This is a genomic window from Micromonospora sp. NPDC048986, assembly GCF_040649335.1.
In the GTDB taxonomy this organism is placed as follows: Bacteria; Actinomycetota; Actinomycetes; order Mycobacteriales; family Micromonosporaceae; genus Micromonospora; species Micromonospora alfalfae.
The window spans coordinates 183,763-198,208 of sequence record NZ_JBEZFJ010000011.1; the positions used below are offsets into that span (position 1 = coordinate 183,763).

The 14,446-nt window shown below is 72.4% G+C and carries 11 protein-coding genes; 3 read left to right on the forward strand and 8 right to left on the reverse strand.

Going from position 1 to position 14,446, the window contains the following annotated elements:
* Position 1: 1 nt before the first annotated feature.
* From AB0B94_RS22820 to AB0B94_RS22830, 3 genes are all read right to left on the reverse strand, one after another.
* On the reverse strand, positions 2-865 hold the full coding sequence (locus AB0B94_RS22820) for an alpha/beta fold hydrolase (protein ID WP_357283443.1): 864 nt from the start codon (positions 863-865) through the stop codon (positions 2-4).
* Between the two features lie 140 nt (positions 866-1,005).
* On the reverse strand, positions 1,006-2,262 hold the full coding sequence (locus tag AB0B94_RS22825; RefSeq protein WP_357283446.1) for a hypothetical protein: 1,257 nt from the start codon (positions 2,260-2,262) through the stop codon (positions 1,006-1,008).
* Positions 2,263-2,460: 198 nt separating this feature from the next.
* Positions 2,461-3,162: a hypothetical protein gene (locus AB0B94_RS22830; RefSeq protein ID WP_357283450.1), complete on the reverse strand. Its 702-nt coding sequence runs from the start codon at positions 3,160-3,162 to the stop codon at positions 2,461-2,463.
* Positions 3,163-3,439: 277 nt separating this feature from the next.
* On the opposite strand from AB0B94_RS22830, the gene AB0B94_RS22835 reads away from it, so the two are divergent.
* The 3 genes from AB0B94_RS22835 (at position 3,440) to AB0B94_RS22845 (ending at position 8,789) form a co-directional block, all read left to right on the forward strand.
* Positions 3,440-5,497, forward strand: coding sequence for a DNA topoisomerase IV subunit B (locus AB0B94_RS22835; RefSeq protein WP_357283453.1), 2,058 nt, complete (start codon positions 3,440-3,442; stop codon positions 5,495-5,497).
* A gap of 38 nt (positions 5,498-5,535) precedes the next feature.
* Positions 5,536-8,019 carry a DNA topoisomerase IV subunit A gene (locus tag AB0B94_RS22840; RefSeq protein ID WP_238669325.1) on the forward strand — a complete coding sequence of 828 codons (2,484 nt, stop codon included), beginning with the start codon at positions 5,536-5,538 and terminating at the stop codon, positions 8,017-8,019.
* A 251-nt stretch (positions 8,020-8,270) separates the two neighbouring features.
* Positions 8,271-8,789, forward strand: coding sequence for a TrmH family RNA methyltransferase (locus tag AB0B94_RS22845; RefSeq protein ID WP_357283458.1), 519 nt, complete (start codon positions 8,271-8,273; stop codon positions 8,787-8,789).
* Between the two features lie 235 nt (positions 8,790-9,024).
* Here AB0B94_RS22845 and AB0B94_RS22850 read toward each other — a convergent pair whose 3' ends face one another.
* The 5 genes from AB0B94_RS22850 to AB0B94_RS22870 all read right to left on the reverse strand — a co-directional run bounded on the left by AB0B94_RS22850 (position 9,025) and on the right by AB0B94_RS22870 (position 14,436).
* On the reverse strand, positions 9,025-9,660 hold the full coding sequence (locus AB0B94_RS22850) for an alpha-ketoglutarate-dependent dioxygenase AlkB (protein WP_357283461.1): 636 nt from the start codon (positions 9,658-9,660) through the stop codon (positions 9,025-9,027).
* 160 nt (positions 9,661-9,820) lie between these two features.
* Positions 9,821-11,005 carry a spore coat protein gene (locus AB0B94_RS22855; protein ID WP_357283712.1) on the reverse strand — a complete coding sequence of 395 codons (1,185 nt, stop codon included), beginning with the start codon at positions 11,003-11,005 and terminating at the stop codon, positions 9,821-9,823.
* Positions 11,002-11,775, reverse strand: a complete 774-nt coding sequence (locus AB0B94_RS22860) for a glycosyltransferase family protein (protein ID WP_357283464.1) — start codon at positions 11,773-11,775, stop codon at positions 11,002-11,004. The genes AB0B94_RS22855 and AB0B94_RS22860 overlap by 4 nt, the downstream gene beginning before the upstream one ends.
* A complete protein-coding gene (locus AB0B94_RS22865) occupies positions 11,772-13,598 on the reverse strand; it encodes a class I SAM-dependent methyltransferase (RefSeq protein ID WP_357283468.1) in 1,827 nt (608 codons plus the stop codon). Before AB0B94_RS22865 ends, AB0B94_RS22860 begins: the two co-directional genes overlap by 4 nt.
* Positions 13,588-14,436 (reverse strand): hypothetical protein, encoded by an 849-nt coding sequence (locus AB0B94_RS22870; RefSeq protein WP_357283470.1) that lies wholly within the window; start codon positions 14,434-14,436, stop codon positions 13,588-13,590. Before AB0B94_RS22870 ends, AB0B94_RS22865 begins: the two co-directional genes overlap by 11 nt.
* Positions 14,437-14,446: the final 10 nt, after the last annotated feature.

Sequence of the window (14,446 nt, forward strand, 5' to 3'; positions counted from 1 at the left end):
CTCAGCGGGGCGGCAGGTCGCCGGCGAAACCGGCGATCCGCCGTGCCAGCGGAACGCTCGCGCGAACCCAGGTGAAGTGGTCCAGCGTCGCACCGGCCTGCGCCACTGAGTACCGCTCCCGGGTCACCGGCGCGCCGGCGAGCTTCGCGCACAGGTGATCCATGGTCTCGTGCGGGGTGAACTGGTCGTCGTCCACACTGACTGCCAGCACCGGGGTCCGCACCGCGCGGACCGCCGCCTCGGTGTCCGTACCGTCGAGCCGGGGAAATCGGCCGGTTCGCGCGGTGTGGGCCCAGTCGCGGATCACGCCGCGTGCCTGCCGACCGCCGAAGCCCCAGCCCGGCCAGACCCCGAGCAGCGCCGCGGTGGCGGCGATCCCATGGGTGTAGGGCAGCACGCCGAGGCCCCGTCGACCCGGGTAGGTCCGCCAGTACGGGATGCCGACAGCGATCAGCGCCAACCCGTCCACCTCGTCGCCGCCGTGCAGGGCGAGGTGCAGCAGCGCGGCCTGCCCGCCGAGCGAGTGCCCGAGAAGCAGTCGGGTGCGTCCGTCCAGTCGTGGTTTGAGGGCGGCCAGGACGACGCCCACGTCGTCGGCCAGTTCGGCGTAACCGTGCCGGTCCGCGCGGCTCGGCGCGGGCGTGCTCGCCCCGGTGCCGCGCAGGTCGGCCACGACCACGCCCAGCCCGGCAGCGCGCAGCGCGGCGGCGAAGGGCCGGTAGTACCGGGCCCGGACCCCCATCGCGGGCCAGATCACGACCATCGGCGCACCCGGCGCTCCGGCCGGCTCCGGGTAGACCTGCACACCCAGCCGGCCCCCGTCGACCTCGACGAACTCCTGCGCGTACTCCGCGTCCCCGTTCATCGGCCCAGCCTACGGCCTGACATTACCGCCGGGTAGCAGTCGGCCACCGGCTCGGCGGCCGGTGTGCGGCTGCGCCGCGCGCTCCGTGGACACGACGGAGGGCCCCGCCGACCGGCGGAGCCCTCCGATGGACGCTGGGCTCAGGAGACCGAGATCGCCCCGTTGCTGGCCCGGACACAGGCCACCGAACGGGCGCTGGTGGAGGCCGCGCCGCTCAGGCACTGACCGAGGACCTGGTGCCCGGTGGCGTTCGGGTGCCACGACTCCTGGCAGGTCTGGAAGTAGCTGACGCAGGTGTTGGCGATCCGCTGAATGGCGATCTTGTCCTTACCGGCGAGGCTGGTGACGAAGGTGCCGGTCGCGCCGTCCTGAAGCCGGATCGGAGTGGCCAGCGCACCGCTCGGGCTGCTGGTCTGCTCGCAGAGCCGGGCGCCGTTGAAGGCCTGCTGCACGCTCAGGTACACCAGGTCGTCGGCGGGGAACTCGGCGGCGAGAGTGTCCCGGGTGGACTTCACGATGCTGCCCAGACCCTGCGAGAAACGGTGCCCCGGCGCCAGGCTGGCCCGGTGGATCGGGCAGCCGGCCGCGTACCGCTCGGCACCCAGGTCACGGAACTTGTCCCGGGTGTCGTCCCGGCTGTCCTCCTCGTGGAACTGCTGGTTCAGGTCCAGCGGCAGCGGGTTCGTGTAGTCCTGGAACACCACCCGGTGCTGCCCGTCCGCGTCCACCTCGTCGAGGGTGGTCAGGATCTGGCGTACGGCCGCTGTGGTCTCCGCGGTCGCGGCGCTGAGCTGCGCGGCGGTGGCCAGGTCGGCGTCGCTGCACGGCTTCTGCTCGACCGGCCCGTTCAGGTACGCCCAGAACTCCCACCAGCCGGTCCAGGCGTCGGCGATGAACCGGTTGGCGCACTTCTCCGCGACGCTGCCGAAGGTGAACGAGCTGTTGTTGGAGCCGAGGCCGACAAGCACCAGGTCGATGTCCTGGGTCTGCGCGACGGCGCGCAGCTGACTCAGCTGCGAGGCGACGGTACGACCGTTGGTCCGCGCCTGGGAGGCGTTGGCGATGTCGTGCGGCTGCCCACCGGAGCAGGCCAGGTTGAACCGGTTCTGGATGCCCGGCAGGTTGGCCTGGTGGAGCGAGGCGTTCGCCGAACGGTGGCAGAAGTACGCGTTGTTGTTCGCCGCCGTCCAACCGGGGAAGCCCTGGCTGACTCCGTTGACGTCGACGACAGGGGTGTACGCCCCGGCGCCCTCGCCGCTGATGAAGCTGTCACCGAGTGCCACCGCGGCGGTGGGCAACGCGGCGGACGCGGGTGCGGGCAGCGCGACGGCGGTCGACAACGCGGCCATGGCGATCGTTAGTCCCGCGGCGAGCGCGGTACGCCGGAACCTGGGCATGGGGCCCCCATCCATCGAAAGATGAAAGATTCTCTGAGAGCGCGATCAGATCACCCCGGCGCGACGGGCGTCAATGGCCCGTAACAGATTCGTTCGAGGAAGGACACGCGCACGTAGGCATGAGGGTCTACGGCGTCGTGAGTGGACCCGCGCTCCGGGTTGCCGAACCCACCGACGCGCGCCCGTCGGCGCGGAGAGTCAGTGACCGGCGGGGCGGTCGTGGCGGTGCAGCAGGGCCGTGCCCACGGCGTTCAGACCGACACCCCAGACCAGGAGTACGCACAGCCACTGCACCCACCGCAGCGCGCTCATCTGCCCCGAGAACAGGTTGCGCACGCTGCCGAACGGGGTGAGCCACGGCTGCGCCGGACGGAGGGCGTCCACGGCACCCAGCAGCGTGAACAGCCCCAGCGGCAGGATGATCGTGGCCAGGAACGCCACCACCACCGAGCGCAGCAGCAGGCCCAGGCCGGTGCCCACCAGACCGGCGGCGATCTGCACCAGCACACCGCCCACCGCGGTCGTCCCGGCGAACCGCCACGGGTCGTCGGCGACATCGACCGGGGCGAGCGCCAGCGTCGCGGCGCAGATCAGCACACCGGCCACGCCGATGACGACCGCTGGCAACCCCACCGCGAGCACTGTGGGCAGGACCGGAAGGCGGACGGGCGCCCGGCGCAGGTCACGCACCAGCAGGATGCCGAAGAGCGGGGTCGCGACCGACATCAGGCTCTGCACAGTGCGCGAGAGTTCGGTGAAGCTCCGGTCGGCGGGAGCCGCCGCCGCGACCAGCGCCACGGCGGCCAGCAGCCCCGCCGCCAGGGTGCCCACCAGCAGCCACCGTCGGGTCCAGGTGCCGAGGGAGCGCCGCAGGGCGGCGTCGAGAGTCGTCGCGTCCATCTCGACCGCCTCCTGATCTCCTCGACCCGGACGGCGTGCACCCCGCGCGCAAACCGGCCGCGATCATGAGCGAGCATATCGGCGACGCTGTCTCTGCGTGGTCCCGTGATCACCCGCCGGCTGTTCGTTGGCTCACGTCCGCAGGGGCGCGCGCGGCGGGTCGCGTAGGTCCTCCGGTGGTTGTCCTAGCCTCGGGCTAGGCTCGCTGCGGCGCGCCACGCCGGCTGATGTCGCCGGTGACCGGCAGCACACCGCCGAGACCGGGGAGTACGACCAGTTGACCGCAGAGCCTGACACCCTGTACGGGGCCGATGACCTCACCCACCTTGAGGGGCTGGACGCTGTCCGCAAGCGGCCCGGCATGTACATCGGTTCCACCGACAGCCGTGGCGTGGGTCACCTCGTCAACGAGATCCTCGACAACTCCACCGACGAGGGTGTCGCCGGTCACGCCAGCCACGTCGAGGTGATCCTGCACGCCGACGGCTCGGTGCAGGTCGACGACGACGGCCGGGGCATTCCCACCGACGTGCACGCCAAGTCCGGCATCTCCGGTGTCGAGTTGGTGCTGACCCGGCTGCACGCCGGCGGCAAGTTCGGCGGCTCCGGCTACAAGACGTCCGGTGGTCTGCACGGCGTCGGCGCATCGGCTGTCAACGCGCTGTCCCGCCGCTTCGACGTGACCGTCCGCCGGGCCGGCAAGGTCCACGCGATGTCGTTCCGGCACGGCGTCCCGGGCATCTTCGACGGCGACGGGCCGGACGCCCCCTTCACCGCCGGCCCCGGGCTCCAGGTGACCGGCGCCATGAAGCGCGGCCAACGCACCGGCACCTCGATCCGCTGGTGGCACGACGCCCGTTACTTCGAGACCGGCGCTGCGCTCGACGTCGACGCCGTCCGGATGAAGCTCCGCAACACCGCGTTCCTGGTCCCCGGCGTGACCTACCTGCTGCGCGACCTGACCGGCGAGACTCCCGCCGAGGAGCGGTTCCACTACCCCAACGGGCTCAGCGACATGGTGGAGTTCCTCGCTCCGGCCGGCGACCGGCCGGTCTCCGGCACCCTGCTGGTCAACGGCGAGGGCACCTACCGGGAGAACGCCGCCGACGCCAACGGCGTCATGCAGTCCAACGTGCAGCGGCGTGCCGAGGTCGAGGTGGCGTTCCGGTGGGGCACCGGTTACGAGCGCACCGTCGAGTGCTTCACCAACACCATCCGCAACGCGCACGGCGGCACGCACCGCAAGGGGTTCGAGCGGGCCCTCGTCCGTGCGCTCGCCGACGCGATCCGCAACACCCGTGGTCTGCTCAAGGCCAAGGAGGAGCCGCCCACCCTTGACGACGTCCTGGAGGGGATGACGGCGGTGGTGCACGTGCGGATCCCCGAGCCGCAGTTCACCTCGCAGACCAAGGATGAGCTCTCCACCACCGGCATCACCAAGGTTCTCCAGTCCCTGGTCGACGCGCACATCAAGGCCTGGCTGGAGGACCGGCGCACCAAGGCCGAGGCGCGCACCGTCCTGCAGAAGATCGTCGACGCCGCCCGGGTGCGACTGACCCAGAAGCAACAGAAGGACGCCGCCCGGCGCAAGACGGCCCTGGAGGGCGCGTCCATGCCGCCGAAGCTTGTCGACTGCCGGGCCACCGGCATCGACCGCAGCGAGCTGTTCATCGTCGAGGGTGACAGCGCCCTGGGTACGAGCCGGATGGCCCGTTCCTCGGAATACCAGGCGCTGCTGCCGATCCGCGGCAAGATCCTCAATGTGCAGAAGGCCAACCTCCAGCAGGTTCTGGACAATGCCGAGTGCGCGGCCATCGTGCAGGTCCTCGGCGCCGGCTCGGGGCGCACCTTCGACCTCTCCGCGCTGCGCTACGGCCGTGTGCTGATCATGGCCGACGCCGACGTGGACGGCGCGCACATCCGGACGCTGCTGATCACCCTGTTCGCCCGGTACATGCGGCCGCTGATCGAGGCGGGTCGGCTCTACGCCGCGATGCCGCCCCTGCACAAGATCACCACCAAGGGGCGCAGCCCGCAGACCGTCTACACCTACACCCAGGCCGAGATGGAGACGACGGTCCGCAAGCTGGAGAAGGCCGGCAAGCAGATCGTCACGCCCATCCCACGGTTCAAGGGTCTCGGTGAGATGGACGCCGACGAGTTGTGGGACACCACGATGAATCCGGCCACCCGGGCCGTCCGCCGGATCACCCTCGACGACGTCGACGCCGCCGAACGCATCCTCGAACTGCTGATGGGCGAGAAGGTCGAGCCGCGTCGCAACTGGCTCATCGACTCCGCCGACCGCGTCGACCGGGATGCGATCGACGCATGAGCGCCGCTTCCGTTCCCGTTCCAGTGGAGAGCTGAGTCATGGCACGCCGTAAGGAAAACAAGGTCGACCTCTCCTCGTTCGACCAGGCCGGCGCGCGGGTCTTCGACAACCCGCTGGTCACCGAGGTCTCCGACTCCTACCTGGAGTACGCGTTCTCGGTCATCCACTCCCGCGCCCTGCCCGACGCCCGCGACGGCCTCAAGCCGGTGCACCGGCGCATCCTCTGGTCGATGTACGAGCAGGGCTACCGCCCCGACCGCGGGCACGTGAAGTCTGCCCGAATTGTCGGGGATACAATGGGAAAGTACCATCCGCACGGCGACACGGCGATCTACGACGCCATGGTCCGCCTCGCGCAGGACTTCTCCCTCAACGTGCCCCTCATCGACGGGCACGGCAACTTCGGCAGCCCCGACGACGGCCCTGCCGCCTCGCGGTACACCGAGGCCCGGATGTCCCGCGAGGCCATGCTGCTCGTCGGTGAGCTGGGCGAGGACACCGTCGACGTCGAGCCCAACTACGACGGGTCGCTGACCCAGCCGACAGTGCTGCCGGCGGCCTTCCCCAACCTGCTGGTCAACGGCGCGTCCGGGATCGCGGTCGGGATGGCCACCAACATGATCCCGCACAACCTGGCGGAGGTCGTCTCGGCGGCTCGCTGGCTGATCAACCACCCGGACGCCACCCTGGACAAACTCATGGAGTTCGTCCCCGGCCCCGACCTGCCCAGTGGTGGGGTGCTGCTCGGCCTGGACGAGGTGCGCCGGGCGTACGAGACTGGTCGTGGCGTGGTGCGGATGCGCGGCAAGGTGGAGATCGGCCCGATCGAGGGCAGCCGGGGCCGTCAGGCGATCACAGTGGTCGAGCTGCCCTACGGCGTCGGCGCGGAGAAGGTCATCGCCGCGATCACCAACGAGGTCACCAAGACCAAGCGGCTGACCGGCATCGCCGACGTCAAGGACCTCACCGACCGCGAGAGCGGCACCCGGCTCGTCGTCGAGTGCAAGGTCGGGGTCAACCCGCAGGCGCTGCTCGCCGACCTCTACCGGCTGACCCCGTTGGAGCAGTCGTTCGGCGTCAACAACCTGGTCCTGGTCGACGGGCAGCCGCGCACGCTGGGCCTCAAGGCGCTGCTGGAGGTCTTCCTGGCCCACCGCTACGAGGTGGTCACCCGGCGCACCTCGTACCGCCGGCGCAAGCGTCAGGAGCGGCTGCACCTGGTCGACGGTCTGCTGATCGCGTTGCTGGACATCGACGAGGTGGTCCGGCTGATCCGGGGCAGCGACGACGCGCAGGCAGCGAAGGACGGGCTGATGAGCCGGTTCGGCCTCTCCGACATCCAGGCGACATACATTCTGGACACTCCGTTGCGCCGGCTGACCAAGTTCGACCGCATCGAGCTGGAGGCCGAGCAGGAGCGGCTGCGCTCCGAGATCGCCGAGCTGAGCAAGATCCTCGACGACGAGCGGGTGCTCCGGAAGGTGGTCTCCGACGAGCTGGCGGCAGTGGTCAAGCAGTTCGGCACCGAACGTCGGACGACGCTTGTCGACGGTGACCTGAAGGAGGTGCTGGCCGCGTCCGCGCCGGCCGGCCCGCTGGAGGTCGCCGACGACCCGTGCCAGGTGATCCTCTCGGCGACCGGGCTGGTCGCCCGGACCGCGGCCGAGTCGGAGGAGAGCTCCGAGGGGCGTCGCCGCAACGGCCGGGTCAAGCACGACACGGTACGCGCCATCGCGCACTCCACCGCCCGTGGTCGGGTGCTGCTGCTGACCAGCGCCGGTCGGGCGTTCAAGGTCGACGTCCTGCCGCTGCCGGTGCTGCCCGAACAGGCGGGCACCGTGTCACTGCGCGGCGGTATGTCGGCGGCCGAGCTGGTGCCGTTGGCGGCGGGAGAGACCGTCGTCGGCCTGGCCCCGCTGGGCGGTCAGGCGGAGGGCTCACCGGGGCTGGCGTTGGGCACCCGGCAGGGCGCGGTGAAGATCTGCTCACCGGAGTGGCCGGTGCGCTCCGACGAGTTCGAGGTGATCGGTCTGCGCGACGGTGACGAGGTGGTCGGGGCGACCTGGCTGACCGACGGCACCGAGACACTGACCTTCGTCACCTCGGAGGCGTCGCTGTTGCGCTTCCCCGCCGGGTTGGTCCGGCCGCAGGGCCTCAAGGGCGGTGGTATGGCCGGCATCAACCTGCCGGCCGGGGCGCGGGTCGCGTTCTTCGGCGCGGTGCGCACCGACGACCCGGGGCACGGCGAGCCGATGGTGGTCACCTCCACCGGCGCGACGGTCAAGGTGACGCCGTTCAAGGCGTACCCGGCGAAGGGCCGGGCGACCGGCGGCGTGCGCGCGCACCGCTTCCTCAAGGGTGAGACGGACGTGGCCGTCGCCTGGGTGGGCCCGCGACCGGTCGGCGCGACCGCCACCGGCGACCCGGTGGAGTTGCCCGCCGCGGACCCACGCCGCGACGGCAGCGGCTTCGCGGTGATGCTCGGCCCGACGGTGGTAGGCCACCTGATCGAACGCGACTGACCCGCCCACCTGCGCCGTCGCCCGATCATGTCCGGCGTGCCAGGTCCGCCGAAGATCGTGCTCGATCCTGGACGTGGTGGTGTCACCGACGCGGTGATGCCACTCGATCCCGGATCGAGCACGATCATGCGGGGTGGGGTGTCCGTCAGCGCGGTATGGTGGTGCCCTCTGTTGTCGGTGAGGGTCCGGGTGCACCGCGAAGCGCCCCTCAAAATGATCTCTTCTCTGTCCGGCGGAGTCGCCGGCGCGGCGTGAGCGCCGCCATCCGGGTCCGGCCGAGGCGTGAGCTACGGGCCGCCCGCCGTCCCCGGCCACACCGCTGTTGGGGTCACCTGATCGCCGCGCCACTCTGGCCGCTGCACGGCGCGAACCTGGGCACCCTGTTGCGCACGTGCGACGCGGTCGGCGCCTGCCTCGCCGTGCCACCGTTCCGCTGGGTGGACGAGGCAGTGGCCCGAGGCAACACGCTACGGCGGCCGGGCTGCGTCCACCGGGTCGGCAGCCCGCTGCGCTGGCTGGCCGCCGAACGGGCCGCCGGCAGCCGGATCCTCGGGGTGGAACTGGCCGACGAGGCCGTCCGGCTCGGTGACCTTCCCGCCGCTCGGGGCCGTACCGTCGTCCTGCTGGGCCACGAGGCGACAGGCATCCCGCCCGAGGCGCTCGATCAGCTGGACGCGGCGGTGGAGATTCCCATGGTCGGTCACGGCCACAGCCTGAACGTCGCGGTAGCCGGCTCCCTGGTCCTCTACAAACTAGCCGGCCTCCTCTAGCCCGACGCGCCCCCGCGCCCCGCAACGCGCCCCCGCGCCCCGCAACGCGCCCCCGCGCCCCGCAACGCGCCCCCGCGCCCCGCAACGCGCCCCCGCGCCCCGCAACGCGCCCCCGCGCGCCGATCTTGCACTTTCTGCGCCGACAATTTACTTCAAAAGGGGCGTATGGGCGTCCGAAAGTGCAAGATCGGCGCGCGGGGGCGGGGTGCGGGGCGGGGTGCGGCGGGGCGGGCGGTTAGGCGACGTTGTGGGGGCGGAACTGGACGCTCACCCGGGGCCCCACGGGGCGGGTGGTCTTGGGGATGGCGTGTTCCCAGGTGCGTTGGCAGGAGCCGCCCATCACGATCAGGTCGCCGTGGCCCACCGGGAAGCGCAGGCTCTCGCCGCCGCCGCGGGGGCGCAGCAGCAGCGGTCGAGGTGCTCCGAACGACACGATCGCGACGACCGTGTCGGTGTGCGCCGACCGGCCGATGGTGTCGCCGTGCCAGGCCACGCTGTCGCGCCCGGACCGGTAGAGGCACATGCCGGCGGTGACGAAGGGTTCGCCCAACTCGGGCGCGTAGTGCCCGGTGAGCGCGGCCCGCGCCGCGGTGAGCACGGGGTGGGGGAGTGGTCTCGCGCCGTCGTACCAGCAGAGCAGGCGGGGCACGTCGACCTCGGAGTCGAACATGGTGCGCCGTTCGGCACGCCAGGGCACCTCGGTGAGCAGGGTGTCGAGGACCGTGTCGGAGCCGCGCACCCAGCCGGGGAGGTGGTCGACCCAGGCGCCTCGGCTGAGCTGGTGCCGGCGGATCTGGCCGGGCAGCGGCCCCAGGGCCGGCCCGGCGTCGGCCAGGTCGAGCATCGACGGCTGGTAGGCGGCCTGCGTCATACGGCCACCCTAGCAGCACTTTCGTACACCCGTGCTAGCGGTGAATCCTGCGGGCCGGCTGCCTCTCGGCAAGATCGTGCTTGATCCTGGATGTAGTGGTCTGCCGCGCGTTCGAGGGGACTGTTTCCAGGATCGAGCGTGATCTTGGCCTTGCGCGCGGTCAGCCCGGGACGGTGGCGGCGCGTACGGCGTCGAACACCGCGTCCACCACCCGCGCCCGGCCCTGCCCGTCAACGGTGGACCAGGCGCGCGCGGCGAGGGTCGCGCGCCGCTGCGGCGAGCTGAGCAGCCCGTGCAGGGTCCGCGCCGCCGTCGCGCGCGCGGCGCGTCCGGCGACGCCGGCGGCGGTCAGCTCCGGCAGCTCGCCGAGGCCGGCGGCCAGGCCGTGGCGCACCACCCGGGTGTACGACTCACGTTGGTTGTCGACCACGCAGACCAGTGCGCTGGCTGCGCCGAGGCAGCAGAGTTCCCAGGTGGACGTGCCGGCGGCGCTGACCACCAGGTCGGCTTCGGTGATCAGTGCCGGCAGCGAGGTGGTGGGCGGGACCGGTCGGATCGTCTGTCCCCGGCCGGGGGCGACATCGTCGACCGCCGCCTCGATCTCGGGTCGCCCGACGATGACCGTGAGGTCCATCGGGTGACCGGTGGCCGCCAGCACCCGGGTCAGCACCGGGGCCGCGCCGACCGCGTCGGTGCCGCCGAAGAAGGCCAGCACCCGGGGGCGACTGACCGCCGCAGCGGGTGGGGCGACCGGCGGCCGGGCGCTGATCACTGTGTCACGCAGCAGGGCGTATCCGCTCCCGGCAAGCAGCCGGCCGGGCTGTTCCGCCCCGGACCCCGGCCCCGGCTGTGCCGCCCCGGACCCCGGCCCCGGCTGTGCCGCCCCGGACCCCGGCCCCGGCTGTGCCGCCCCGGACCCCGGCCCCGGCAGGGCCGCCCCGGACCCCAGCCTGGGCTGTTCCGCCCCGAAGTTCTGGTCGAGGTAGAGGTCCGCGACCTGGCCTCGGCTGTCGCCGTCGATGATGGCGAGGGTGTAGACGCCGGCGGCGCGCAGGGCGCCGGCTCCGGCCGGGTCCAGTTCGTAGGAGTCGAGGACCAGCACGTCCAGGTGGTGTCGGCGGGCCGCCTCGACCAGTTCGGCCGCCGAGTCCGGGCCGGGGAGTAGCGGGATGCCCCGCGCGGCCAGCTCCGCGGTTGCCCAGTCGAGCCGTTCGACGGTGCCGAACACTGTGACGTCGGCGCCCCGGGCGAGGAACTCCTCGGCGAGCGCCAGGCAGCGGACGAGGTGGCCGACGCCGCGCCGTGGCCCGGCGTCGCAGCGGAACCCGACCCTCAGGGCGCTCAGGACTCCTCCAGGTGCTTCTGTCGTACGTCGGCGTTGAGTGCGCGCAGCCGAGGCTGACCGTCGAGCCAGTCGGCGAGCTTGGCCAGCGGCACGCTGACGTCACCGAAGTGGTCGATGATCGCGCTGACCAGCGCCCAGTCCTGCTCGGTGTCGAGGGTGAGCCGCAGCGCGCAGCGGTCCGGGGTGAGCGTCACCCCGAGCACCCGGAACAGCTCCGGGTGGGTGTACGCGTACGAGGTCACGTGCACCCGGTGGTGGTCGGTGGCGAGCCGGTCCAGGGTGCGCAGCGTCTCCGCACGGATGATCTCGACGTCCAGTCCTCGGGGCAGGGTCCGGGCGATCGACGTGCTGGCGTAGTCCAGTCCGGGGACCGCCCGGTACACCGACGCGACCACTGTGATGATCTCCGGGTCGAGCAGGGGGCAGTCGGCGGTGAACCGCATGACGGCGTCTCCCGGGTGCGCCGCGAGGGCGCCCACGAACCGGTCCAGCACGTCGTCGACCGACCCGCGGTGGCACGGCACGTCGAGCCGCGCGCACTCGGCGGCCACCGCGTCGTCGACCGCGTCGGTGCTGGTGGCGACGACCAGGTCGGCCAGGACGCCGCTGTCCCGGGCGGCCCGGACGACCCGGCCCAGCACGGAGCGTCCGGCGAGCGGGCGGAGCACCTTGCCGGGCAGTCGGGACGAACCCATCCGCGCCTGCACGATGCCGACGATCCGTGGCCCCGCGTCGACGGTGGCGACCCCGGGCACCGGTACGGCGGTCACTGCTGCTCCTCCCGCTTCGGGGTCAGCACCGCGGTGGCCCGACGCTTGGCCGCGCGGGCACCACGCTTGGCCAGCCGGGCCGGGGTGATGGCGAGTCGGCCCACCCGGTAGCTGAGCGACCCGCTGAGCAGGCCGATCGTCGTCTCGGCCCGGCGTAGCGCCCGTTCCCGCGAGGTGAGCAACTCCTCGGTCCACGCGGTCAGCGCGGTCAAGCGGGTGAGTTCCTCGCGCTGGCGCAGCCACGCCTCGCGTAGCTGCTGGTAGCTGTGCCCACCGAGCGGGGGATCGGTCGGCGCGACGGCCTGCAGTTCGGTGGCGAGGCCGACAGTGGCGTCGGCGTCCAGCCCGTGCAGCGCGGCGGCGATGGCCGCCTCGACCTCGACCGCCTCGCTGACTGTCGCCCGGTCGAGGTTGTGGCCGGCGAGTCCGCCGAGCACCACTGTCAGGCCCGCGATGTCGAGAGTGGACGACCACGGGTGGGCGTACCCGCCGGTGAGCAGGCCCGCCGCGAAGCGCCACAGCCCGCGGGCGAGCACCACGTCGCCGGGCAGGTCGGCGGTGGCCCGCCAGCTGGGGTCGAGCACCGCGTACCGCTCGCCGTCGACCACCACGTTGTCGGTGCCGGCCAGCGCCGCCGCGCCGGCGATCCGGCCGTCGCTGTCGGCCTGCTCGGCGAGCCAGCCCGCGTACCCGCGCAGCAGCGCGCGCACCGTGGCCAGGTCGCGGCGCAGGGCCGCGTCGAGCAGCAGGGTACGCAGCAGCCGGCCGGACGGCACCGGTCCGGACAGCGCGTCGGCGTCCCGGTAGGCGGCCTCGCGGCTGGCGAACGGCGCGACGGCCGGCGTCGTCGCGTCGGTGGGCGGGACGAGTCCCCAGCGCCAACCGGAGGGGCCGTGCAGCACCTCCAGCACGCCGATCCCGGGGCGACCGGTCTGCACGAGGGCCACCGGCAGGTCCGCCTCGACGGTCGGCGTGGTCGGGTCCGTGGGATCGGCGGGCCGGTGGGCGAGGGTCAGCCAGCCCGGTGCGAGGTCGGCGGAGCGCCCGGCGTGCAGCGCGTCCACCGCGAGCCGGGCCGGGTCCTGGAGCACTGTGGCGTTGGTGAAACCCCCGGCGCAGGCGCCGTGCAGCACCGCGTCGAACAGGCCGGAGCCCGCGTCCCGGTCGAGGTGGTCGGCGTCCAGCAGCGCCGTCGGGGTGCTGACATCGGGGTACGCGGCCCAGCACGCGGCCGGCCGTAGCCCTGCCGCGCCGAGCCGCTCGCGCAGTTGTTCCCGGTTGGCCGGGTGGGCCCGGTCCAGCACGCCGCCGATCACCCAGGCGGAGTCGTCGCGGCTGGCGTACCAGGGGGTGGTGTCGACCAGCCGGTGCAGGCCCAGTGGGTTGTCCAGGCGCAGCAGCAACGCGCCACCCGGTCGCACCGCGGCGACGAGTCGCGCCAGCACACCGTCCCAGCCGAGCCGGGTGCCCTCCACCGACTCCACCGGGTCCAGCCCGGCAGCCGCGATCACCACGTCGTACGTCTCGTCGTCGGGCAGCCCGGCCGGACCACCCACCACCACGCGGGCGGCCCGGTGCGCCAGCGCCACCGCGTCCGGGTGGCTGCGCAGCAGGCAGGTGACCTCGGCGTGGGTGAGCTGGTCGAGCAGCGCCGGGTCGTGTGGACCGGCCACCAGGACCCGGGCGCCGGGCGGGACCAACCGGGCTGCCAGCGCGGCGAGCGGCCCACCGTTGGCCAGCCGTTCCTGCGGCAGATCCGACCAGGCCAGCATCTCGCCGCCCGGCAGGGTGATCCGGTCGGCGGGTGCCGTCTCAGTCGTCACGGTCTTCCTCTTCCTCCTGGAGGTTCGCCCAACCGAGCAGCTCGCGGAGCTCGGCCGGCGTGCAGCGGTGGTCGGTACCCAACTCTGCGCGGGCGATCTCGACAGCGGTGGGCAGGTCGACAGTGGTGCCGTGCAGCTGCGGCCACTGTCGTCGGATCCGAGCGGTGCCCCCGAAGGTGGGGTCCTCATTGGACAGGATCATCGGGTCGCCGTAGACCGCCGGCTCGCATCCGGCCGCGATGCCGTAGAAGATCGCGCTGGTCAGCCGGTTGGATGCTACCCGGCGGTGACGGCGCAGCTCGGTGAGCTGCCGGTCGAGGAACTCCGGATCGGTGTCCTTCCACCAGTGCCCCCGGTAGCCGTGGCAGATCACCCGGAACCCGGCGCGCTCGTAGAGCCGGCGCACGTTGCGCATCCGGTACTCGTGCCAGTAGAGGCAGACAGTGACCGGGCCGGGCTCGGTGTCCTGGATGAGAGCGATCAGTTTGCGGTGGTCGCCCTTGACGTGCTGACCCTCCCAGCCGTGGAACGGGTACCAGATCGTGCCCTTCCGCTCCTCGACCGGTGGTTCCTCGGGTCGCAGTGCCAACAGGTAGCTGAACGGCGCGCCGATGACGACCACGTTGCGTCGCCCCACCGACCAGGCCCGGCGGCGGGTCTGCTCCGACCAGAGCAGGCTGGGGGTGCGTTCGGCGTACGGGTGGCCGGGGGCCAGGCCGTCACCGATGTTCCAGCCGTGCTGCACGTACCCGTTGATCCGGGGTGGGTGCCGGTCGCCGAGGCCGGCGTACCGGGCCAGTACGTGCGCGTGGCCGTAGAAGTGGTTGGCGTGGTGCATCAGGTTCCCA